Source organism: Anabaena sp. EIM26 (assembly GCF_057568715.1).
Genome location: NZ_CM172472.1, coordinates 992,508 through 1,016,934, shown reverse-complemented (window position 1 = coordinate 1,016,934; position 24,427 = coordinate 992,508). Strand labels below are relative to the sequence as shown.

The 24,427-nt window shown below is 39.5% G+C and carries 16 protein-coding genes and 2 pseudogenes; 14 read left to right on the top strand and 4 right to left on the bottom strand.

Features of this window, described 5'->3' with window-relative positions; translation table 11 throughout:
* Nucleotides 1-408: 408 nt before the first annotated feature.
* On the top strand, nucleotides 409-1,044 hold the full coding sequence (locus tag AC012T_RS04260) for a glutathione S-transferase N-terminal domain-containing protein (protein ID WP_487063399.1): 636 nt from the start codon (nucleotides 409-411) through the stop codon (nucleotides 1,042-1,044).
* A gap of 244 nt (nucleotides 1,045-1,288) precedes the next feature.
* Here the strand turns inward: AC012T_RS04260 and AC012T_RS04255 are convergent, their stop codons facing one another.
* Complete coding sequence (locus AC012T_RS04255) at nucleotides 1,289-4,090, bottom strand: amino acid permease (protein ID WP_487063397.1); 2,802 nt, start codon at nucleotides 4,088-4,090, stop codon at nucleotides 1,289-1,291.
* 143 nt (nucleotides 4,091-4,233) lie between these two features.
* Nucleotides 4,234-7,029, bottom strand: a complete 2,796-nt coding sequence (locus tag AC012T_RS04250; RefSeq protein ID WP_487063395.1) for an ATP-binding protein — start codon at nucleotides 7,027-7,029, stop codon at nucleotides 4,234-4,236.
* Between the two features lie 63 nt (nucleotides 7,030-7,092).
* On the opposite strand from AC012T_RS04250, the gene tmk reads away from it, so the two are divergent.
* The 9 genes from tmk to AC012T_RS04205 all read left to right on the top strand — a co-directional run bounded on the left by tmk (nucleotide 7,093) and on the right by AC012T_RS04205 (nucleotide 16,948).
* Nucleotides 7,093-7,725 (top strand): dTMP kinase, encoded by a 633-nt coding sequence (gene tmk / locus AC012T_RS04245; protein ID WP_487063393.1) that lies wholly within the window; start codon nucleotides 7,093-7,095, stop codon nucleotides 7,723-7,725.
* Nucleotides 7,726-8,679 (top strand): DNA polymerase III subunit delta', encoded by a 954-nt coding sequence (gene holB / locus AC012T_RS04240; RefSeq protein ID WP_487063391.1) that lies wholly within the window; start codon nucleotides 7,726-7,728, stop codon nucleotides 8,677-8,679. It abuts the gene before it with no gap.
* Between the two features lie 722 nt (nucleotides 8,680-9,401).
* The gene (locus tag AC012T_RS04235) at nucleotides 9,402-9,902 is read left to right on the top strand and encodes a DUF2231 domain-containing protein (protein WP_487063389.1); all 501 of its coding nucleotides are present in this window, start codon (nucleotides 9,402-9,404) and stop codon (nucleotides 9,900-9,902) included.
* Nucleotides 9,899-10,513, top strand: a complete 615-nt coding sequence (locus tag AC012T_RS04230) for a DUF2231 domain-containing protein (protein ID WP_487063387.1) — start codon at nucleotides 9,899-9,901, stop codon at nucleotides 10,511-10,513. The genes AC012T_RS04235 and AC012T_RS04230 overlap by 4 nt, the downstream gene beginning before the upstream one ends.
* Before the next feature lie 64 nt (nucleotides 10,514-10,577).
* Nucleotides 10,578-11,504: a cytochrome c oxidase subunit II gene (locus AC012T_RS04225; protein ID WP_487063385.1), complete on the top strand. Its 927-nt coding sequence runs from the start codon at nucleotides 10,578-10,580 to the stop codon at nucleotides 11,502-11,504.
* 114 nt (nucleotides 11,505-11,618) lie between these two features.
* Complete coding sequence (gene ctaD / locus AC012T_RS04220) at nucleotides 11,619-13,295, top strand: cytochrome c oxidase subunit I (RefSeq protein ID WP_487063383.1); 1,677 nt, start codon at nucleotides 11,619-11,621, stop codon at nucleotides 13,293-13,295.
* A 170-nt stretch (nucleotides 13,296-13,465) separates the two neighbouring features.
* Nucleotides 13,466-14,068 carry a cytochrome c oxidase subunit 3 gene (locus AC012T_RS04215; protein WP_487063381.1) on the top strand — a complete coding sequence of 201 codons (603 nt, stop codon included), beginning with the start codon at nucleotides 13,466-13,468 and terminating at the stop codon, nucleotides 14,066-14,068.
* Between the two features lie 298 nt (nucleotides 14,069-14,366).
* On the top strand, nucleotides 14,367-15,686 hold the full coding sequence (locus AC012T_RS04210; RefSeq protein ID WP_487066428.1) for an IS4 family transposase: 1,320 nt from the start codon (nucleotides 14,367-14,369) through the stop codon (nucleotides 15,684-15,686).
* Nucleotides 15,687-16,132: 446 nt separating this feature from the next.
* Nucleotides 16,133-16,948, top strand: coding sequence for a carbon-nitrogen hydrolase family protein (locus AC012T_RS04205; protein WP_487063379.1), 816 nt, complete (start codon nucleotides 16,133-16,135; stop codon nucleotides 16,946-16,948).
* A gap of 149 nt (nucleotides 16,949-17,097) precedes the next feature.
* Here AC012T_RS04205 and fba read toward each other — a convergent pair whose 3' ends face one another.
* Nucleotides 17,098-18,171, bottom strand: coding sequence for a class II fructose-bisphosphate aldolase (gene fba / locus AC012T_RS04200; protein ID WP_487063377.1), 1,074 nt, complete (start codon nucleotides 18,169-18,171; stop codon nucleotides 17,098-17,100).
* 530 nt (nucleotides 18,172-18,701) lie between these two features.
* Between fba and AC012T_RS04195 the strand changes: the two genes are divergently transcribed.
* Nucleotides 18,702-20,324, top strand: a complete 1,623-nt coding sequence (locus AC012T_RS04195; protein WP_487063375.1) for a Vgb family protein — start codon at nucleotides 18,702-18,704, stop codon at nucleotides 20,322-20,324.
* 180 nt (nucleotides 20,325-20,504) lie between these two features.
* Nucleotides 20,505-20,810, top strand: a complete 306-nt coding sequence (locus tag AC012T_RS04190; RefSeq protein WP_487063373.1) for an RNA recognition motif domain-containing protein — start codon at nucleotides 20,505-20,507, stop codon at nucleotides 20,808-20,810.
* A 114-nt stretch (nucleotides 20,811-20,924) separates the two neighbouring features.
* On the opposite strand, the pseudogene AC012T_RS04185 reads toward AC012T_RS04190, so the two are convergent.
* A pseudogene (locus AC012T_RS04185) lies at nucleotides 20,925-21,945 on the bottom strand (NADP-dependent oxidoreductase).
* A 178-nt stretch (nucleotides 21,946-22,123) separates the two neighbouring features.
* Between AC012T_RS04185 and AC012T_RS04180 the strand changes: the two are divergent.
* Both AC012T_RS04180 and AC012T_RS04175 read left to right on the top strand, forming a co-directional pair.
* Nucleotides 22,124-23,041 (top strand): annotated as a pseudogene (locus tag AC012T_RS04180) (ribonuclease D).
* A 533-nt stretch (nucleotides 23,042-23,574) separates the two neighbouring features.
* Entirely contained in the window at nucleotides 23,575-24,414 is an 840-nt protein-coding gene (locus tag AC012T_RS04175) for a tetratricopeptide repeat protein (protein ID WP_487063371.1), read from the top strand.
* Nucleotides 24,415-24,427 lie beyond the last annotated feature (13 nt).

The following is a 24,427-nucleotide window of genomic DNA, read 5'->3' as shown; positions in this document are numbered from 1 at the left end:
GTAAAAATACTTAAAAGTATTTAAATATACAGTACTAGATAGATTATTCCAAATTTGTCTATCTAATGGAGGAATAAATATATTTTAGATAAATACTTAAATGATTAAATATTCCGATCACCTGACGAAATTTAATACTATCTTCCCTCGTTGATATCTGACAACGAGGGAATTTTTTTAAATTATACAAACAGATAATAATCAAGAGTAATTGATCTATCTTTAGGAGGACTGGATAAATAGCTAATCAATATTAAATATTAAATAGCCCGATTACCCTACCGGACTTTAGCTCCAAACCCCCTCTTGTTATTAACCGTTCAGAGGGGGCTTTATTAAATAAATTTCCTTTTTATGACATTATAAATATAAAATTAAGTTTAGTACTATAAATTTGCATCAAAAGCGATGATCGAGCTTTATTATTGGACAACTCCTAATGGTCATAAAATCACAATTCTCTTGGAAGAATTAGAAATTCCCTACACCATCATTCCTATCAATATCAGTGCTGGTGAGCAATTTCAGCCTGATTTTCTGAAAATTTCTCCTAATAATCGCATTCCTGCAATTATTGATGATGAACCAGCAAATGGAGGTGCGCCAATTTCCATTTTTGAGTCTGGAGCCATATTATTATATTTAGCAGAAAAAACTGGAAAATTAATTCCTCAAGATCTGCGTGGACGTGTGGAAGTTCTCCAGTGGTTATTTTGGCAAATGGGTGGTTTAGGACCAATGGCTGGACAAAACCATCACTTTAGCCAGTATGCTCCTGAAAAGATAGAGTATGCTATTAATCGCTACGTTAAAGAAACTGGACGTTTATATACAGTATTGAATAAGCAACTTGCAGATAGAGAATTTGTCGCAGGTGATTATTCTATTGCTGATGTTGCCATTTATCCTTGGATTGTTCCTTATGAACGTCAAGGCCAAAATCTAGCAGATTTTCCCCATATTTCACGCTGGTTTGAAACCATAAAAAACCGTCCAGCAGTAATTCGTGCTTACGAGAAAGCTGAGGAGTTTAAGATTAAATGAACCGCGTTACAAAGGAAAGGACACGAAGGAAGAAGGAAGAAGAAGCTTTTTGATTTTGTTGGCAAGAAGTACGGTAGAACTAACATTATTCACCTGAGTTCGACATAAGATAATTTGTGGAAAACTCACCCCCAGTAGGAGTCTCAAACCCTTATTCTCTCGCTCTTAAAAATCATAACTCCGTTCGCGTAGCGTCTCCGGAGGAGAAACTCTGAACTCCGAACTCCGAACTCCGAACTCAGGTTTATTCGGGTGGTAATTCTTGTTGTTTTAAGGGGATAGTAATGACAAATTCTGTTCCCATATCAGGAGCAGAAATACATTTTAAATTACCACCATGTTTTTCTGTAATAATTCTGTAACTGATAGATAAACCTAAACCTGTACCTTTGCCTACTGGTTTGGTGGTGAAGAAAGGTTCAAATAAGCGCTTTTGGATATTTTCAGGAATGCCATAGCCATTATCTTTGATGTGAATAATTACCTCTTCATCAGTGGTGATTTCAGTTTGAATTTGAATTTGTGGTTGCTCAATTTTTTGTCCATTTAAAATTGATTCCTCCAACGCATCAATTCCATTAGCCAGAATATTCATAAATACCTGATTGAGTTGCCCGGCATAACATTCTACTGGTGGTAAGTCACCGTATTTTTTAATGATCTGAATTGCTGGACGATTAGATGTAGACTTGATCCGATTTTGTAAAATTAGCAGTGTGCTATCAATACCCTCATGAATATTTACAGCTTTCATTTCTGCCTCATCTAGCCGGGAAAAGTTTCGCAGAGATAGTACTATTTCTCTGATTCTTTCGGAACCAATTTCCATAGAATGCAATAACTTAGGCAGGTCTGCTATGACAAAATTTAAGTCTATGGCGGTGATTAATTTTTGTATTTCTGAGTTGGGCTGGGGATAATGCTGCTGATAAAGTTGAATGAGTTTAATTAAATCTTGGATATATTGATTAGCTGGGTTGAGATTGCCATAAATAAAGCTAACTGGGTTATTAATTTCGTGTGCGACACCTGCTACCAATTGACCCAAACTAGACATTTTTTCACTTTGTACTAATTGAGTCGCTAATAGCTGTGCTTCTGCTCTTAATTGAGCTTCAGATTGTCGTAATATTTCCTCTGCTTGTTTGCGTTGGGTGATGTCGTGAACAATGACGACATATTCTTGAAAATCTTGATGAAGTCGGTCTGAGATGGAAACTTCTAGAGTTCTGATTTTATGATGATGGTGTAGGGTGTGTTCACCTCGATTTTGCCATTCTTCTGGATATTGAGTTAATTGGGGGAGAAATTTTTTAAGATGATATCCCGATAATTGGGATGGGTTGAAACCAAAAAAATCTTCGGTTGCGGGGTTTGCTTGACGAATAATACCCTGTTCATCTACGACTAAAATAGCATCTTGGGCAATGTTAAATAGGTGTTCGGCTGATTCCCGTGCTTCTGCTAAGGCTATTACTTCGGGTAAACTTGTCCAACAAGCGATCGCAACTCCTACAAATGCTACCGTGATTAACAAGATGACAATCAGGTTTTTGGTAGTAGTATTCGGAGGTGCATTTAACAGCCACACAAATACACAACCCGCTAAAACTGCACCACATAACAGAAACATTAATATTCCCACTTGTATCAATAGGGAATCTTTGACTGGTGTACGTCTTTGTGATTTATACTGCCTGACCCACCAATGGGAACGAAAAATAGGGAGGGGAACATAACGGACAAAAGCATCCATCAATAATACAAAAAATGGAGCTAACAACCCAGCGAGAAAATCTTGCCAACCCCACGCATAGGCAGTTACTAACAGAATTACAGCTTCTAAGATATAAAAAACTAAAGATAGTTTTGGCCACAATATGTCAGCTTGATTTCGTTTTCTCCATAACCCCAAGTGCATAAGCATGAATGCTACAAACCAAGCCACATTTCCCACAATGACGATTTGAGATATGTCTCCCCACAGAAAGTAAATTATACATATACATAAACTCAAAACCAGTGCTGAACCAAAGACTCCACGAGACGAAACTAGAGCAAATACTGGTGCTAAGTGCTTATCTTTAGCCAACTGGTAAATAATTCGGGGGGAATTAGAAATTGCTGTTGCTGAACCAAGCAAACAACATCCAGCTAGTAAAAAAGTGATGGTGATAGGGGCAAAGTCTCCCCAAAATCGGGACGCAGCGGCAACAAGATTAAGATAAGCATCATCCCCTAAATCTGGCAGGGTAGATAAACGAATTATTACCCAAGAACCGCCAATAAAAATTGGTGGCATTAACCAAGTTGCAATATCTAGAAATTTTAAGGTTTCTTGAGGATGACGACTATCAGCAATAAAAGAGGAAACAGTTTCACAACTATAGGCTGTATAGCTGATAAAAAAGAACCATTTAGCCCAATTTATAAAACTTATTGATGACCAATGTTCAGGAAAAAAGCCGGGACTATGAGGAGCAAAAGCTAAAAAACCGAGTCCTTGCAGACAAAATGATAAGAGTAAAAGTAAAGCTGGCAGTGAAAATAATAGATGTAAAATACTTAAGGCACGACTACCACTAAAGGCAAGAACAAAGGGTAGGAGAGTAAAACCGAGTTTGAAAATTAGCTCTGGGCAGGTAATACCCAATAGATCCAGATTAGATTTAATCATCTCTGTGATGATGACGGCATTGAGTGGGACTACAGAAAGCCAGGAAATGAGATACCCAATTGCAGCATAACGAGCAATAATAGGGTGGCCATTCCATAACCGGGCTATGTAGTTGGGAGTACCACCAGATACATCTAATAGATTTCTACCTAGATGTTTAACTTGATAATTGATTAACATTCCTACGATGATGGCAGGAACCCAAACAAATATAGCTGCCGTTCCCAAGTCCGCATGAACGGTTGCGACTAATGTAGGCCAACTGAGATGGTTAGTGATACCGAAAGTCCAGGTTTCCAAAGTAGTCATGCTTCTTGGTAAACTTTGGAATGCAAATTGATGGGAGACTGGACTCTGGGAACTTGACATAAGTCTTTTATTTTGTCTGAAGTTAAAAAATTAGTGAGGGAAAAATTTTTAAAATATGAGTGGTAAATTCATTGTATTTGAAGGTGTGGAAGGTGGCGATAAAATTTTATACATTACGTTAGCGTAGCTTGCTGTAGGTTCTATTACAAATTATTTTTTTGTTTTAAGGGAATGGTAATCACAAATTTTGTTCCCATATCAGGAGCAGAAATACATTTTAAATTACCACCATGTTTTTCTGTAATAATGCTGTAACTAACAGATAAACCTAAACCTGTTCCTTTGCCTACTGGTTTAGTGGTGAAAAAAGGTTCAAATAAATGCTTTTGGATATTTTCAGGAATGCCATAACCATTATCTTGAATGTAAATAATTACTTCTTCATTTCTGGTGATTTCAGTTTGAATTTGAATTTGTGGTTGCTCAATTTTTTGTTCTTTAATAATGGCTTCTTCTAAAGCATCAATTCCATTAGCCAAAATATTCATAAATACCTGATTGAGTTGCCCGGCATAACATTCTACTGGTGGTAATTCACCGTATTTTTTAATGATCTGAATTTCTGGACGATTAGATGTAGACTTAATCCGATTTTGTAAAATTAGCAATGTGCTATCAATACCCTCATGAATATTTACAGCTTTCATTTCTGCTTCATCTAGCCGGGAAAAGTTTCGCAGAGATATTACTATTTCTTTGATTCGCTGAGAACCAATTTTCATGGAATGTAATAATTTAGGCAGGTCTGCTATAACAAAATTTAAGTCTATGGTTTCTATTTGATTTTGTATTTCTGAGTTGGGATGGGGATAATGCTGCTGATAAAGTTGAATGAGTTTAATTAAATCTTGAATATATTGATTGGCTGGGCTGAGATTACCATAAATAAAGCTAATTGGGTTATTAATTTCGTGTGCGACACCTGCTACCAATTGACCCAAACTAGACATTTTTTCACTTTGCACTAATTGAGTCGCTAATAGTTGTGCTTCTGCTCTTAATTGAGCTTCAGATTGTCGTAATATTTCCTCTGCTTGTTTGCGTTGGGTGATGTCGTGAACAATGACGACATATTCTTGAAAATCTTGATGAATTCGGTCTGAGATGGAAACTTCTAGAGTTCTGATTTTATGATGATGGTGTAGGGTGTGTTCACCTCGATTTTGCCATTCTTCTGGGTATTGAGTTAATTGGGGGAGAAATTTGTTGAGGTGATGTCCTAATAATTGGGATGGGTTAAAGCAAAAAAAATCTTCGGTTGCGGGGTTTGCTTGACGAATAATACCCTGTTCATCTACGACTAAAATAGCATCTTGGGCAATGGTAAATAGGTGTTCGGCTGATTCCCGTGCTTCTGCTAATGCCATCACTTGGGGTAAACTTGTCCAACAAGCGATCGCAACTCCCACAAATGCTACCGTGATCAATAAGATAACGATTAGGTTTCTAGTAATAGTGTTTGCAGGTGCATTCAATAGCCACACAAATACACAACCCGCTAAAACTGCACCACATAACAGAAACATTAATATTCCCACTTGTATCAATAGGGAATCTTTGACTGGTGTACGTCTTTGTGATTTATACTGCCTGACCCACCAATGGGAACGAAAAATAGGGAAGGGAACATAACGGACAAAAGCATCCATCAATAATACAAAAAATGGAGCTAACAACCCAGCTAAAAAATCTTGCCAACCCCACGCATAGGCAGTTACTAACAGAATTACAGCTTCTAAGATATAAAAAACTAAAGATAGTTTTGGCCACAATATGTCAGCTTGATTTCGTTTTCTCCATAATTCCAAATGCATGAGCATGAATGCTACAAACCAAGCCACATTTCCTACAATGACGATTTGAGATATGTCTCCCCACAGAAAGTAAATTATACATATACATAAACTCAAAACCAGTGCTGAACCAAAGACTCCACGAGACGAAACTAGAGCAAATACTGGTGCTAAGTGCTTATCTTTAGCCAATTGATAAATAATTCGGGGGGAATTAGAAACTGCTGTTGTTGAACCGAGTAAACAACATCCAGTTAGTAAAAAAGTGATGGTGATAGGGGCAAAGTTTCCCCAAAAAGGGACAGCAGCTACAGCAAGGGTAAGATAACTATTATCTCCCAGATCTCCCAAATTAGATAAACGAATTACTACCCAAGAACCACCAATAAAAATGGGCAGCATTAACCAAGCAGCAATATCTAGAAATTCTAAAGTTTGTCGGGGATGACGACTATCAGCGACAAAGGAGGAAACAGTTTCACAACTGTAGGCTGTATGGCTGATAAAAAAGAACCATTTAGCCCAATTTATAAAACTTATTGATGACCAATGTTCAGGAAAAAAGCTGGGATGATGAGGAGAAAAAGCTAAAAAACCGAGTCCTTTTAGACAAAATGATAAGAGTAAAAGTAAAGCTGGTAGTGAAAATAATAAATGTAGAATATTTAAGGCACGACTGCCACTAAAAGCAATCACGAAGGGTAGGAGAGTAAAACCGAGTTTGAAAATTAGCTCTGGGCAGGTAATACCCAATACATCCAGATTAGATTTAATCATATCCGTGATGATGACGGCATTGAGTGGAACTACGGAAAGCCAGGAGATGAGATACCCAATTGCAGCATAACGAGCAATAATGGGTTGCTGATCCCATAACCGGGCTATGTAGTTGGGAGTACCACCAGATACATCTAATAAATTTCTACCTAGATGTTTAACTTGATAATTGATTAACATTCCTACGATGACAGCAGGAACCCAAACAAATATAGCTTCAGTTCCCAATTCCGCATGAATGGTTGCGACTAATGTCGGCCAAGTGAGATGGTTGGTGATACCGAAAGTCCAGGTTTCCAAAGTAGTCATGCTTCTTGGTAAACTTTGGAATGGTAACTGATGGGAGACTGGACTCTGGGAACTTGACATAAATTTTTTGTCTAAGGGCTTTTGTCTAAGGGGAAAAAAATTGGTAGGGGAAAATTTTAAAACATGAGTGGTAAATTCATTGTATTTGAAGGCGTGGAAGGTTGTGGTAAAACTACGCAAATGCATCTGTGTAGTCAGTGGTTAAAGAGTCTAGATATCTCTGTGGTTTTGACTCGTGAACCGGGGGGAACGGTGTTGGGTTCAGATTTACGACGGTTATTGCTGGAAAAGTCGGAAGATAAGCCAGTGGGGGAAGTAACAGAATTATTGTTGTATGCTGCGGATAGAGCGCAACACATCGCAGAGGAATTAAGACCTAATTTAGCAGAGGGAAAATATATTTTGTGCGATCGCTATACTGACTCTACCATTGCCTATCAAGGTTATGGCAGGGGTTTAAGTATGAGTATCATTAATCAGCTTAATAACATTGCGACTGGTGGGTTAGAAAGCGATTTGACTATTTGGCTAGATGTTGATGTGGAAGTGGGACTAGCAAGGAAACGTGGCAGTGAAGCAGCACTAGATAGAATAGAACAAGAAGCGATCGCATTTCATCATCGTGTCCAACAAGGCTATACAGAATTAGCAGCAACTTACCCGTCACGAATTTTCCGAATAGATGGAAGTTTGAATAAAGAAATTGTGCAGAAAAATATCCAGGAAATTTTAAATAAGCGGTTGTTTAATTCGTAAATGTTTGAATCATTAATCGGACAAAAACAAGCAATAGAATTATTAACCCAAGCTGTTAAACAAAACCGCATTGCCCCAGCTTATATGTTTGTTGGTGCTGAAGGTGTGGGACGAAGTTTAGCAGCTAAATGTTTTATTGAATTGCTGTTTTCTAGTTCCGTAGAACCACAGCAAATACCCGCTTTACACAATCGGATTCGTCAAGGAAATCACCCTTCCTTATTTTGGGTACAACCAACTTACCAATATCAAGGACAAAGACTCACCGCAGTCGAAGCAGCAGAAAAAGGAGTGAAACGTAAAGCACCTCCTGTAATTCGCTTAGAACAAATTCGAGAAATCACTCAGTTTCTTTCTCGTCCACCATTGGAAGCACCAAGAAACGTAGTTGTTTTAGAACAAGCAGAAACAATGGCTGAAGCCGCTGCAAATGCTTTACTCAAAACCTTAGAAGAACCAGGACAAGCGACATTAATTTTAATTGCACCTTCTGCTGAGTCTGTTTTACCGACCTTAGTTTCCCGTTGTCAGAAGATTCCTTTTTATCGGCTAGATACAGCCTCTGTGTCTCAAGTGCTGACACAGACAGGGAATAAAGATATTTTACAGCATCCAGAAGTCTTGAGTTTAGCCGCTGGTAGTCCTGGAAGTGCGATCGCATCTTATCAACAATTACAAACAATTCCCAATGAACTACTCCAACAGCTAACAAAAGCGCCTAAATCTTACCGCAATGCTTTAGAATTAGCCCAGAGAATTGATAAAGAATTAGATACAGAAGCCCAACTATGGTTAATTGATTATCTACAACAATCTTACTGGCAACAAATACATCAACCGAGAATTATTGAACAATTAGAAAAAACCAGAAAAAATTTACTTTGTTATGCTCAACCGCGTCTAGTTTGGGAATGTACATTTTTATCAATATTGCAAATATCTCAGTTGCGTTAATTTTTAAACAAAATTATTTCGTATTTTATCCCCTGTATCCCTGACAGGACATTAAGCCATATTAGATATTTAAATATTTTCAGCATGAATATGATTAATCCTGCGAATCCTCTAATCCTGTAAATCCTGATTTAGACATTTACTATACTATATTCGCTATATTAAGAAATTTATAAACAAGCAGTGCGTTTCGCTCACCAAATCTACAGCTAATAATTTACAATAATTCTTAACTAGATAAAAATGAGCAAATAGACAATTTGTATATGTAGCAGCAATAATTTAAATTTCTGTTATTTTCGGCACAAAGTAATAATTCTTATATGTACAGCACTAGACATCAAAATATATGCCTTTTATTTCATAATAATTAAAGAAAGCAAAGGTAGCCAGATTAGCATTATTGCCTTTCTTGCTTTCTCTTAATTCTAAAAGTGAAGCTTTTAGTTTTTTGACAATTTATAAAAATTTACGTAACCTAAAAAATAGGTCTAGTAAATCAAAACCCCAACAGCGATTTAGTTTAGCTACATCGAGAATTGCTGTTACAGACTGCTGTTATGAGCATAAGACTTAACCCCAAATCATGCGCTATACATTTGGGTATTGGAAGTAGAAAATTTTCTAATGACTAACGTGTGATTTTTGATAACGATAATAATTGATATCTATCAATTATTTAAATGTGGCAGAGGAGTAGTAAATCAATCCAGGAGAACTCCATGTTCGAGTCCTTAACGTCGCTAAACGAGCATAATTTACCATATCCAGATCCACTGCATCCCATCGTAGTTCATTTCGTAATTGCGATGATACTGTTTGCATTTTTTTGTGATTTAATTGGCTTTTTAACTGGAAAAACCCGCTTCTTTGAAATAGGTTGGTGGAATTTATTTGTAGCTACAGTATCCATTTTCATTGCCATTATCTTTGGTCAATTTGAAGCAGGTTTAGCCAAACCTTACAACCTAGTTAAATCAGTATTAAATTACCACACCTTAATCGGTTGGTCACTGTCAGGAATTCTCGCTGCAATTACAGCCTGGCGTTATGTACTCCGCACTCGTGACCCACAAAGATTACCAATTCATTATTTAGCAGTTGGATTACTTTTAACCATACTTGTTGGTTTTCAAGTATATCTCGGTGATGAATTGGTGTGGGTTTATGGAATACACACAGTTCCAGTTGTGGAAGCCGTAAAGGATGGAATCTTACCATGAACTCAGAATTAATTGATCAAGTCAGCGCTCAAATGGGTGCAAATGGATTACCTTACACAATTCCGATTCATCCTAACTTAGTTCATCTAACTTTGGGATTATTCATCATTGCCATTATCTTTGATATAGCTGGTGTACTTTTTCCCTTAGAAAACTGGCTGTTTAAATATTTGGGTTTAGCTGTTGAACGCGCCCAATTATTTGAAGTTGGTTGGTACAACATGGTAGGCGCTGCTGTAATTACATTTTTCACAGTTGCGGCTGGCTTTTATGAAATGTTGTTAGCAACTCCACCAACAAACTTAAAAAGTGCTTGGGGTTTGCAAGCAATGGAAACCATGATGTGGCATGGTGTAGGCGGAGTTTTCTTATTAGCTTTGATGATTGCCATGACATTTTGGAGAGGATGGCAACGTTATATTTCCTGCAAAGATTCAGATCAACAAGTGCGCTGGAGTTATTTATTAGCAGGAATTTCCATCATGTTTGTTATGTATCTACATGGCACATTAGGAGCGCAATTAGCTGGTGAATTTGGTGTACATAACACTGCTGATAACTTATTGAGAATGGGAAAAGACATCAATCAGGTACTAGGGAATGGAAATTAGGGACTGGGAAGAATACCCAATTACCAATCACCAATTACCAATCACCAATCACCAATGACTAATTATGAACATCCGGCTGATTTTAAATCTTTTGACCTTGATGACTGGGGGGTTGATTGTCACGATTACCAGTATCTTCATTGGTAAACAGGCTTATTCTTGGCTTCCCCCCCAAGCAGCGGCTGAATCTCATCTTGTTGATGATTTATTTAGCTTTTTAGTGACATTAGGTGCTTTCATCTTTTTAGCTGTTATTAGTACAGTTTTGTATTCTGTCACCTTCCACCGCGCCAAAAGCTACGATTTGAATGATGGCCCACACATTGAAGGTAACGTCACCCTAGAAGTAGTGTGGACAGTAATACCGATCATGTTGGTATTGTGGATTGGCAGCTACAGTTACCAAGTTTACGAAGAAATGGCCATTCAAGGGCCAGCCCAACTGGTACACCTGCATAATCCAATGGAAATGCAAACTGCTTATGCAGAAGAAAAAGCAGCACCAATAGAAATTGCGGGTGAACCATTAGAAAAAATTGACGTACTAGCCAAACAGTGGGCCTGGGTATTTCATTATCCTGAAAAGAATATTACCAGTACAGAATTGCATTTACCGAGCGATCGCAGAATTCGTTTAGCCCTACAATCAGAAGACGTACTCCACGGCTTTTACATTCCCGCCTTTCGCCTCAAACAAGACATCGTTCCCGGCAAAACCATCGACTTTGAATTTACACCCATTCGCCCCGGCAAATATAGCCTCACCGATTCCCAATACAGCGGTACATACTTTGCAACCATGCAAGCCAACGTGATTGTCGAAACTCCCGAAGAGTATCACGAATGGTTAGAAAAAGCTGCAAACCACATCCCCACACCCGCAAAAAATCAAGCAGCCAGCGAATACGCCCAAACCAGCAACCAAAGCATAAAAACCGGTTGGGGAAGTGTCAAACCTGCTGCACCTCCAGTAGTCAACTTTTCCGGTTAACCAACTCTTCCTTTCTTCCTTTGCGTCTTTGCGCCTACTCTTTGCTACGCAACACTACCGCGAACGAGATCGCGAAACGCGATTGCGTGAGCCTTCCTATTTGGAAACTAACCAATGACAAACATTCCCATTCGCATTACTGGTGAAACACATCACCACGAAACGCCCAACAACTGGAAAACATACTTCACCTTCAGCACAGACCACAAAGTAATAGGTATTCAATACCTCGTTACCTCCTTTATCTTCTTCCTTGTTGGCGGTATCTTCGCCATGATATTGCGGGGAGAACTGATCACCCCCGAATCTGATTTAATAGACCGCACCGTTTATAACGGAATGTTCACCATGCACGGAACCGTGATGCTGTTCCTGTGGACATTTCCCTCCCTTGTTGGTTTAGCTAACTACCTCGTACCCATCATGATTGGGGCGCGAGACATGGCATTTCCGCGATTAAATGCCGTTGCCTTTTGGATGGTTCCAGTAGTGGGAATCCTCCTCATGTCCAGCTTTTTTGTACCTGGTGGGCCAGCCCAAGCGGGTTGGTGGGCTTATCCCCCCGTTAGTTTACAAAACCCCACAGGTCACTTAATTAACGGTCAAGTTCTGTGGTTATTAGCGGTAGCGATTTCTGGCGTTTCCTCCATCATGGGGGCGGTGAATTTTGTCACCACCATCGTCAAAATGCGCGCCCCTGGTATGGGTTTCTTCAGAATGCCCTTATTTGTGTGGGCAGTATTTAGCGCCCAAATCATCCAATTATTTGGACTTCCTGCGTTAACTGCGGGTGCAGTCATGCTGCTGCTTGATTTAACAGTTGGTACTGCCTTTTTTGACCCCAGCAAAGGCGGAAACCCGGTAATGTTCCAGCATTATTTCTGGTTTTACTCCCACCCAGCAGTTTACGTGATCATTCTGCCTGTGTTTGGGATTTTCTCAGAAATATTCCCTGTTTACTCCCGCAAACCTTTATTTGGTTATAAAGTAGTTGCAGTTTCATCCATGTTAATCGCCGTAGTTAGTGCGATCGTCTGGGTACACCATATGTATGTCAGTGGTACACCAGGCTGGATGCGGTTAATTTTCATGATGACAACAATGTTTGTCTCCATCCCTACAGGGATTAAAGTATTTGCTTGGGTAGCAACAATTTGGGGTGGAAAAATTAGATTAACTACACCAATGATGTTTGCTTTGGGTGCTTTAGTAATGTTTGTCTTTGCTGGTATTACAGGAATTATGCTTTCTTCTGTACCAGTAGACGTTCACGTTAACAACACCTATTTTGTAGTTGGTCACTTCCATTATGTTCTTTACGGAACAGTGACAATGGGTTTGTATGCAGCCATCTATCACTGGTTCCCCAAAATGACAGGGCGGATGTTTAATGAAGGTTGGGGACAAATTCATTTTTGGTTAGCATTCATCGGTACTAACCTCAACTTTTTACCCATGCACCCATTAGGTTTGCAAGGGATGTTACGCCGAGTTGCTTCCTACGCACCAGAATATACTTTCTGGAATGTGATCGCTAGTCTTGGTGCATTCTTATTAGGAATGTCCACCTTACCCTTCATTTTCAATATGTTGGTTTCTTGGACACAAGGTGAAAAAGCACCTAATAATCCTTGGAGAGCAATTGGTTTAGAATGGATGATTTCTTCTCCTCCTCCTGTAGAAAACTTTGAAGAAATTCCCATCATTATTAGCGCACCTTACGGCTACGGAAAATCAGATCCATTAACAGCCAACCTGGAACGCCAAACAACATTACAAAACGCAGAATAATGCAGAGAAAAAGAAGGACGCAGAAAACCTCTGCGTACCCTCTGTCTTGAAAAGTTTCCTACGCCGGGAAACCCGGCTTTCCTGCGGAACGCTTACACGAACGATGAACTTTTCGCTGCGTTTCCCTCCGCGTTCCTTTGCGTTTAAAACTAAAAAGGAGAAATTACCCAATGGATAGTTCTATTCACCCTGAAGAATTGCATCATGCCAGCCATGAACATGAACACGATGAAGAAGGCAATAAAATGTTTGGTTTTATTGTCTTTCTCTTATCAGAAAGTGTCATTTTCTTAAGTTTCTTTGCTGGCTATATTGTCTACAAAACCACAACTGTCAACTGGCTCCCTGCTGGTGTTTCAGGACTAGAAATTACAGCACCGACAATTAACACAATTATTCTGGTTTCTAGTAGCTTTGTGATTTACTTCGCAGAAAGATGCCTACAACGTGGCAATTTGCAGGGATTTCGCCTGTTTTTGTTGGCTACAATAGCAATGGGTAGCTACTTTTTATATGGTCAAGCTGTAGAGTGGAGTGAATTAGAATTTGGCTTTACTTCCGGTACTTTTGGCGGGATGTTTTACCTGTTAACCGGTTTTCACGGGTTGCACGTTTTCACCGGAATTTTATTGCAGTCTATTATTTTGATTCGTTCTTTCATTCCTGGTAATTACGATACAGGTCACTTTGGTGTCAATTCGACTTCATTATTTTGGCACTTTGTTGACGTTATCTGGATTATTTTGTTTCTGCTTATCTACGTTTGGCAGTAGGGATTTTAGTACGCGAGAATCAATTAATTATGTAGGGGTTTAGCAATGCTAAACCCTGATTATTTGATAGAATAAAATTTTTTTTACTTTTAAAATTGCTGATTTATCGAAGGCAGGAGTTAGGGGTCAGTTTCCCTCCTGTCTCCTTCAATTGTAGGACTAAGGGATTACCAAAAAATAGATTCCCCAATTTTGTGGGATGGGCAGGATGCCATTGGTGTCAAGTTAAGAAAAATGGATTTGTGTCAAGAGTGGGAAATAAATGGTAAAAGTCAACACAGGGGTGTTGAAAAGAGCCATGAGTAAACCAAGGAAAAAACAAGGGAATCCAGATTTTCGCCATCAAGTCAGCGTACCTGCTCCAGCTAGTGAAGAGATAGAATCACGGTTGATTGGGCTATTAAGTCCAGGGACATTTGCCAACCTCAAAGGGGTAAAAGATAAAGAGCGAAGCTTGCGCTCAAGAGTATTAACCCTACCAGTAATGGCAGCAATAATACTGAGTCTAGTATATCGACAAGTACAACACTTAACAGATGTATTGCGCTGCCTGGAAATAGAAGGACTAATGTGGGTAGAGGCAACAAAAGTCAGCAAGCAAGCTCTGTCCCAAAGACTCAACAGTTTACCGGCGCATCTATTTGCCAAGATGTTTGAGCAAGTAGTAGAACGTCTAGCAGCAAAAAGGAATGCAAAAGAATTAGCTCCAGCCTGGGCATCAGTGGCGCAGAGATTTTCCGCCATTTGGATTTGTGATGCCTCAACACTCGAAGCCATGAAAAAGCACTTCGGACAATTGCAAGAAAAAACAGGTTCAGTGTTGGCAGGAAAAATGCTGATGGTAGTAGAAGCTTTCACTCATATTCCTGTAGCAGTTTGGTATGATGCTGATGCCAAGCGGAATGAGACTCGTTGGTGGCAAGCATTGTTAGAACTTTTACCTGATGGTGGTTTACTCATAGTAGACATGGGATTTTATGGTTTTGAGTGGTTTGATTCTCTAACTGCTGCCGGCAAGTATGTTCTCACGCGCCAAAAGGAAAAGGTTAGATATAAGGTAGTGCGTGTACTTTCTAGCGGCTCTCACTACAGGGATGAAATTATTCAAATGGGATTGCATCATACCAACCCATGTCGCTATCCCATGCGCCAAGTATCCGTATTATGGGGTAAGACTTGGTATCATTATTTGACTAATGTTCTTGACCCACAACAGCTTTCACCACAGGAGGTTTGTGATTTATACCGCCGACGTTGGCGAATTGAGGACGCATTTTTATTGACTAAGCGTTTATTGGGCTTGTCCTATTTGTGGGTTGGTGGCACTAATGGTGTACAGATGCAAATATATGCTACCTGGATTTTCTACGCTGTCCTCAATGACTTGTGTGCTGATGTCGCTATTGCTTTACAACAACCTTTAGAACGCATTTCTGTGGAAATGGTTTTTCGCAGTTTGTATTTTTTCCACCGCGCACTTTTACTTGCTCCTGATTTACAACTTATTCCTTGGCTTGTCGAACATCATCGTTCTATGGGCTTAATCAAGACCGTCCGTCAACGTCACCGACGAACGGCTGCTCGCTCTCTTGACATTTGGGCTGATGCCTTAACTTGACACCAATGGCAGGATGCCCATCCTTGATAATTTGCGGGCTTTTCGACCGCACCACAAGAAACTTTTGAGTATTTTTTTAATTGGAAGTCCCTAAAGCTGCGTGTCACACCAGAAATCTATTGCAGGGTGTTTCAGACTGCATAAATCTAGTAAATAAACAGATTTTTGATATTTGACGCACCTTACCAATGTGCCAGTTGCGTAAATCCTGGTAAAGTAGCGATCGCATATTACAATTGTGAATGTAGCCAGAAAAATATTAACAACGCCATAATCAGGGTTTCAGCCCTTATTACTCAATAAATTTATTATTTGTAATCATGAACCACCTACACCACAGGTCAAAGCGAGAAATGCAAACCATGTTTTGACTTGAAATAAGGATATGAAGTAACGATATATTTGAGAATCTATCTCGTACAAATCCACTGTTTGTTTTTGAATCTATGAAGTCTTATTTAGCTGCCGCTATTCAAATGACCAGTGTGCCTGATCTACAGAAAAACTTGACACAGGCAGAGGAATTAATTGATTTGGCTGTGCGTCAGGGTGCAGAATTGGTAGGGTTGCCAGAAAATTTCTCTTTTATGGGAGAAGAAAAAGACAAACTTGCTCAAGCAGATGCTCTTGCTCAAGTAACGGAAACATTTTTAATTAAAATGGCGCAGCGCTTTCAAGTTACTATACTCGGCGGCGGCTTTCCTGTACCCGTAGGAGATGGCACAGGCAAAGTCCATAACACAGCTTTACTAATTAACCCCAATGGTCAAGAACTGGCCCGTTACCACAAGGCACATTTATTTGATGTCAATGTTCCTGATGGTAATACTTATCAAGAATCTAGTACTGTTATGGCTGGTAAAGCTTTACCCCCAGTCCATTTTTCCGACAACTTGGGTAATCTAGGACTTTCTATTTGCTATGATGTCCGCTTCCCGGAACTGTATCGACATCTAGCAGACAAGGGAGCAGATGTTGTTTTTGTTCCTGCGGCTTTCACGGCTTTTACAGGTAAAGACCATTGGCAAGTATTGCTGCAAGCCAGAGCAATTGAAAACACCTGTTACGTCATCGCTCCTGCCCAAACTGGCACAAACTACGCCCGTCGTCAAACCCACGGTCATGCGATGATTATCGACCCTTGGGGAGTAATTCTAGCAGATGCCGGAGATAAACCAGGAGTTGCGATCGCAGAAATTAAACCCACCAGACTAGAACAAGTACGCCGACAAATGCCATCTTTACAACATCGAGTATTTTAGATACTGGATCTGACAGAGGCTTTGTGGTGCGGGCATCTTGCCCGCTAATGTCAGATAAAAACAAAAAACCGGGAAACTTTAAAGCCACCCGGTTTATTGATGTAGGGGTATAGCATCGCCATACCCTAATTAATTATTGCTGAAAAAGATTAAACTTTAGCAGCCGCTCTCATTACCAATTCGCCCTTAGCATATTTAGCAGCAAAATCTTCTAAAGAAACTTGCTTAATCTTGCTTGCATTACCAGCAGTACCAAATTCTTGATAGCGATCTGCACAAACCTTCTGCATATATTTGATAGAAGGCTTGAGGAAGTGACGAGGATCAAATTCCTTAGGATTAGCTGCCAAAGCTTCACGGACAGCAGCAGTAATAGCTAGACGATTGTCGGTGTCGATATTTACTTTACGTACACCACTCTTGATACCTTTTTGAATTTCTTCTACGGGTACACCGTAGGTTTCAGGAATTGCACCACCATATTGGTTAATAAGTGCAAGTAAATCTTCTGGTACAGAAGAAGAACCATGCATTACCAAGTGGGTGTTAGGCAGACGACGGTGAATTTCTTCGATACGGCTGATAGCCAAAATTTCCCCAGTAGGCTTACGGGTAAACTTGTAAGCACCGTGGCTAGTACCGATAGCAACAGCTAAAGCGTCTACTTGGGTTGCTTCTACGAAGCTAACAGCTTCATCGGGGTCGGTTAACAGTTGAGAATGATCTAGTGTACCTTCAAAACCGTGACCATCTTCAGCTTCACCGGCACCGGTTTCTAGAGAACCTAAACAACCGAGTTCACCTTCAACGCTGACACCCAAGGAGTGAGCGACGTTGACAACTTCACTAGTAACTTTAACGTTATACTCAAAGCTTGCAGGTGTCTTCGCGTCAGCTTCCAAAGAACCATCCATCATCACGCTGGTGAAGTTGTTCTTGATTGCTGAGTAGCAGGTAGAAGGAGCATTACCATGATCTTGGTGCATGACAATGGGAATCTCAGGATAGGTTTCTACTGCTGCCAAAATCAGGTGGCGTAGAAAGTTTTCTCCGGCATAATTACGAGCGCCGCGAGAAGCTTGTAAAATTACGGGGCTATCTGTCTCAGCCGCCGCTTTCATGATTGCCTGAATCTGCTCTAAGTTGTTAACGTTAAAAGCTGGTATGCCGTAACCGTTTTCAGCAGCGTGATCCAAAAGCAACCGCATTGGTACAAGCGCCATAAATAATCCTCCTAATTTGGGTATCAGCTAGTCAGTTTAATAGAAGCGTAATATCTATCTTAATGTAAGTTTTACGCTAATCTTAAGAATTTTTTCACATTATAGGAAATTATAACTAATAGCGGGTGTTTATGTTGAAAAAGTTTACCGCCGTACTATATAGACATTAATCTATGCTTTGCAGGTACTGTTGTACTGTTAACTACTGTCTAGGGAGTTGGTTTGGTGGCTTGGGCTACCCACGGAAACAAAGAATAGGAAATAACTCTGCTGTAGAGTGCTTAATTAGACATAATTGTTCAGTAGAAATCTCCGAGACTTAAATGTGCGTGACTTGAAACCTGTGTAGAGACTTTTCATGGAACGTCTCTACAATCTTTTTCGGAGATGGTCAGTATAAAATATTATGGTTAGGTAAGTTGATAGAGATGCGATCGCACAACGTCCTCATGAGATTATTAGCAATCATGGTAAATTGTTACAAAGTCCATACCTTGATTTTACCTAACTGCTGATGGCTTTATAGAAATATGCAAAACAGAAATAGTAGTATTCTAGTTGGTAACACCAGAGGCAATAATGTTCTCCGCTTTAATGCTTATACAGGGAAATATTTAGGTGAGTTTATCACCTCTGGTCTGGGTGGACTGAAAGATCCCGATACCTTACTCTTTGGCCCAGATGGAAACGGTGATGGTAAAAGCGACCTTTATATAGCCAGTAGCTCAAAAGTAAAAGGTTCTTCTATATTGAGGTTTGATGGTCAAACTGGTAACTTTATTGATGTATTTGTAGGAGATAACCCAGATACATCATTAGATGAAAGCGGAGGGTTAGTTCGTCCCTACGGTATTGCTTATGGACCAGATGGTAATTTTTACGTTGCTAGTTTTCTCAGTGACCAAATATTGCGTTACAACGGTTCAACTGGTAAATTCATTGATGTTTTTGCCCAGGGAAATGGTCAAATAGGTGGTTTAAATGGACCAAACGGGCTACTTTTTATTAACAACAGTCTCTATGTGACAACCCAAGGTAGTGTAGCCAAAGTTAATCCTGATACTGGAGAAGCTGCCGCTGATTTTAGCGCAGGTTTACCTAGTCAAATCTTGCGGTACGACTCACTAGTAGCAGGAGCAACACCCACAGTTTTTGCTACACCTCAGCCTTCCCCAGATAGCGTTGGCTTTATCAGTTTGCTTGGTTTAGTTCTTGGTGAAGATGGTGATTTGTATGTAAGTGATTTTGCTAACGACATCCGCCGCTATGACCTGGAGAGTGGGGACTTAGTAGATACTCTTACTACAAATTATACAACCGTTGCACCACCCAGGCACAATTTTATTGGTGGACTTGCTTTTGCTCCTAATGGTAATTTATTAACCGTTGGTTTTGATGTGACTACTGCACAAGGTGCGATTCTCAAATATGATTCTGAGGGTAGTTCACCTGTTAATCCATTTCAGGTTTTAGTTCCCACAAACCCGGTTCTTGAGCGTCCTGTTGGTATAACTTTTTTCCCCACAGAAAGCCAGTTGGTATTTGGAACTGCGGGAAATGATAAATTAATTGCAGGTGTGGATTTAGAAGCTGTTGCAGATATTGTATTTACTGGTGGTGGTGATGATGAGGTTGACTTGGCTATTAAAAGTCATGCCAGTGATAACCGCGCTTTTTTAGGTAGTGGTAATGACATTATATATGTTAGGAACAGCGATCGCGCCTTTGGTGGTTCAGGAGATGACATTTTTGATGCTACAGATGGTCAAGGTGGTAGTCGGATGTCAGGTGGTTCAGGCCATGATACCTTTTATCTGGGTAGTGGTGATAGGGCATTGGGCGGTGATGGCAATGATAAATTTTTTGTGCAGTCTGGTGGTGGTAATCTCATAAGTGGTGGTGCTGGTGCTGACAATTTCTTCATTGTTAATGCTGAACTACCAGACACAGCTAATACAATTCTCGACTTTGAAATTGGTATTGACGTGATTAGTATTAATGGTGCTGCCGCCCTTGGTATTTCCGCAGCTACTTTGCTTTTGCAGGAAATAAGCGGCAATACTGAGATTAGCTTTGGTGACAAAACTCTGGCTATCCTGAATGGGGTTACAAATTTGGATATTAACCTCATCAAATTTGATGTGTTTATATAACCTTATGTAAAATTTTTGCCTCTTTTTTGTCAAGAGTTAATTGTTATGCCATCATAGTGATTGAGAAGTAATTCGGCGACGGCGTTTGTTCTTAACATTGATGGGCTTTTTCCTTTTGATATTTCCAGACTTTTCTCCGAAATCTAAATCTCTGCACTCTTATGATTTTGGAGACATTCTATGTCAATTTACGTAGGCAACCTCTCTTATGAAGTTACCCAAGACAACCTAACTGCGGTCTTTGCAGAATATGGTTCAGTGAAACGTGTTCAACTACCTACCGACCGTGAAACAGGTAAACTGCGCGGTTTTGGTTTCGTAGAAATGGGTACAGATGAAGAAGAAACCACAGCTATTGATGCCCTTGATGGTGCTGAGTGGATGGGACGTGACCTTAAAGTAAATAAGGCTAAACCCAGAGAAGATAGAGGTGGCTCCTTTGGTGGTGGTAATCGCAGTGGTGGTGGCGCTCGTAACCGTTACTAAGCTATAGACTATATCTAGTCTTTGTAGCTAATTCAACAGGCTTAATAACTTAATTGAATTTAAAAAAGGCTCAGGTATTGATACTTGAGCCTTTTTAATGGATATTTATCTGAATTATGGTTCTTCAGCAATTTGTATGATCAATTTTCCCATCTTAATGACCATCAAAAAGTTTGAGAATTGCTTGGGGTGCATTTTCCAAACCTGGGACAATTTCTTGAGTATATTTAATTTTACCCTCTTGTAACCACTGACCAATATCTCTAAAAGCAACATTCCACTGCGGAACGTAATCAGTGACAATAAAACCTTGTACAAGCACACGCTTCATTAAAATCTGGCTGAAATTATAGGGGCCGGGTACAGCATCTTCAGCATTATAAGTGGAGATTAACCCGCATAGAGGAATGCGTGCATTTAAATTTACCTGTGTCAAAACAGCATCAAGAATTGCACCACCAACATTCTCGAAATACACATCAATACCATTGGGACAGGATTTTGCCAAAGCGGGAATTAAATCTGCGGTTTTATAGTTAATTGCAGCATCAAAACCCAGTTCTTCTAGCAACCATTGACATTTCTCGTCTGAACCAGTGATACCCACCACCCGACAACCTTTAATTTTGGCAATTTGTCCCACCAGGGAACCAACTGCACCGGAAGCTGCTGACACAACAACAGTTTCCCCTGCTTGAGGTTTTCCTATATCCAGTAGTCCAAAATAAGCAGTACAACCAATAAAACTAAGAGGCCCAATGAAAGCAGAGAGAGGAACTGCTAAAGGTTGAGGTAGTTTGATGAGGTTTCCAGACGAAGCTAGTGCGTAATCTTGCCATCCTAGCGCACCAGAAACTAAATCTCCTGACTGAAAATTGGGATTTTTCGACTCTTCAACGACACCAATAACTAAACCACGCATTACTTCCCCAATTTCTACAGGAGGCATATACTGGGGTCTATCGCTCATCCAAATACGATGGGTAGGATCTAGAGAAAGATAGATATTGCGTACCAGTATTTCACCATCTTTTGGACTAGGAATTGGTTCTTCCCGATACTCAAAATCACTTTCTTTGATTTCACCAACAGGACGACTAGCCAAACGCCACTGACGATTTATTAATTTTTGCATAGATTTTAATTTGCGCTTTTTCAAAAAGAACTGCATCTATCTTTATGGGTATTTTGGCAAATTGGCAGACATTTTTGTAAAAAGTAATCATAATAGTGGGGCAGCAAAGAGCAAATTTAGTCACAAAATGTTAATTTTAGAAAACTATGACTAAGTTACACTCTCCCTACATCTACCAATGCCTTATCTTACTGCTGCCAGCGAAATTCGTTGCCTGATTGCTAAATATAGCAAAGCACAAACTCTGTGGATAGATACAGAAGTTGCTGACTATAAAAGTCGTAATCCTAAATTATCGCTGATTCAGATATTGGATAATCCTCAAGATATGAGTGGTAATAGCATTTACATTTTAGATGTCCTAGAACAATCGGAAGTAATTGCTGATTTTATTGAGCAAATAATGATGAATGTGGATATCGAAAAGGTATTTCATAATGCTAGTTATGATGTTAAGTTTTTAGGAAATAAAAAAGCTGAAAATATTACTTGTACATTAGAAATTGCCAAACAAATACCCTACTATATTTTACCTTTACCTAATTATCAACTAAAAACTTTAGCTATGGTTCTGTGTAATTTTCATGGTATTGATAAACAAGAACAAAGTAGTGATTGGGGGACAAGACCTTTAACTGATGAACAAATAGAATATGCTTATTTCGATTGCATTTATTTAGCTCAAATCCATTCAAAGTTATTGGCATTGCAAGCCACAATTAACCCAGCACCTGAGACAGAAAACTTAACTCTACTTTCGGAAACATATACAGAAGTTGAACAGCAGCGGAAGCTGATCAATTCGGAATTTGAGCATTTGCAAGAGCGATAAAAAAAAGCTATGCAGGCTCAAAATGTATCAGAAACGGCATATTGCCAAATTAGTAATTATGAACGCAAAACTGTAAAAGTTAAGTTTAAAGAACTAGTACGATTGATGGAAAATGATGATGTTGATTTAGATTTTTCAATTACGCTGACTGAAAAAATACAAAAAGATTTAGGTAAAAAATTGGAACAGTTAGAGGTGGATATCGAAAATACTCCTGTGTGGCGACTAACTGCAAAAACAACAGAAAATGAGGTAAATAATTAGTCATAAATATTTGGGTTTAGGCAGATAGCAGGATGATTGGCAACGAGTTAATTTGACCTTAAATAGTATTTGTAGGGTGTGTTAGGCAAAGCCGTAACGCACCATTAATCGAATTTACAAAGAAGGCAGGAGGGAAAAAGTATGAAAACTTTAGTTCTGGGTCTAAAGCCCAGTTTAAAAGAGGAATTGTATCGAGACGCATAGCGCGTTAGCAAAGCGGCACGGAGTGCGATACAAAGCGTCCTTGCTTCAATCCCACGTTTTAAAATGTGGGTTCCTCCTGCCTCTTGAAAGTGCGTTACGCTTTTGAGTGATTAGAGAACAAATTAAACACAAAAAAAGAAATTATTTACACATTAAATTTAAAAACTTATGTTTAAACTTTGGAAGATGATTTTATTAAAAAATAAAGAATATGAGGAAATCTTGTTAATTGAGTTAAAATTTTTAGCGTTAGTTAGAATTATTATGGAGTGAAAAAATAGATTTTGGTACTAATTTCCTCCAGGAGTGAAAGCGGTTTATAAAAATATATGGAATGGCAGTTATTGACACCTAAAAGGCAAGCATTAGGCAGAATATTCACCATAGCTTTTTTTACTGCTTTAAGCGGAGTTTTATGCGTTGCTTGCAGTAAAAATCAAGATGTTTTGGTGACAGAAGTAGGAGTTAGTCCTCCCAATCGTCTGACAGCGAAAACATCCAAAGCGGGAGAATTCTATATTCAAGGGCAGAATCAACACGCTAAGGGCAATTCCGAAGCTGCTATTGCTGCCTATAGTAAGTCGATTAGCCTTAATTCTCAATATGCTCCCGCTTTTAAAAGTCGGGGTTTGGCATATTTTGACGCGGGTAATAAAGAGGGTGCGATCGCAGATTATAATCAAGCATTACGCCTCAACCCTAATGATGGCGAAACTTACAATAACCGGGGCAATGCCCGTGCATCTCTGGGAGATCAACAAAATGCGATCGCAGATTACAATGAAGCTATTCGCTTGGCTCCTAACTATGCTGAAGCCTTCAATAACCGAGGAAATGCCCGTTCTGCCCAAGGAGATAAAAACGGGGCTGTGGCTGATTATACTGAGGCTATTCGCATAGATCAAAACTATTCTGTTGCCTATAATAACAGAGGAAATACTTACTTTGCTCAGGGAGATCAACAGAAAGCGATCGCAGATTATAATCAAGCCATCCGCCTCAATCCTAACTTTGGCCCCGCTTTCAATAATCGAGGAAATGCCCTTGCAGCCATTGGAGACAAACGTGGGGCATTACAAGATTTACAAAGGGCAGCAGCTATTTTTGATAAAGAAGGTAACAAAGATTTGTACCAACAAGTAATGAAGAATATTCAAGAACTGGGGTAATTCGTAATTCGTA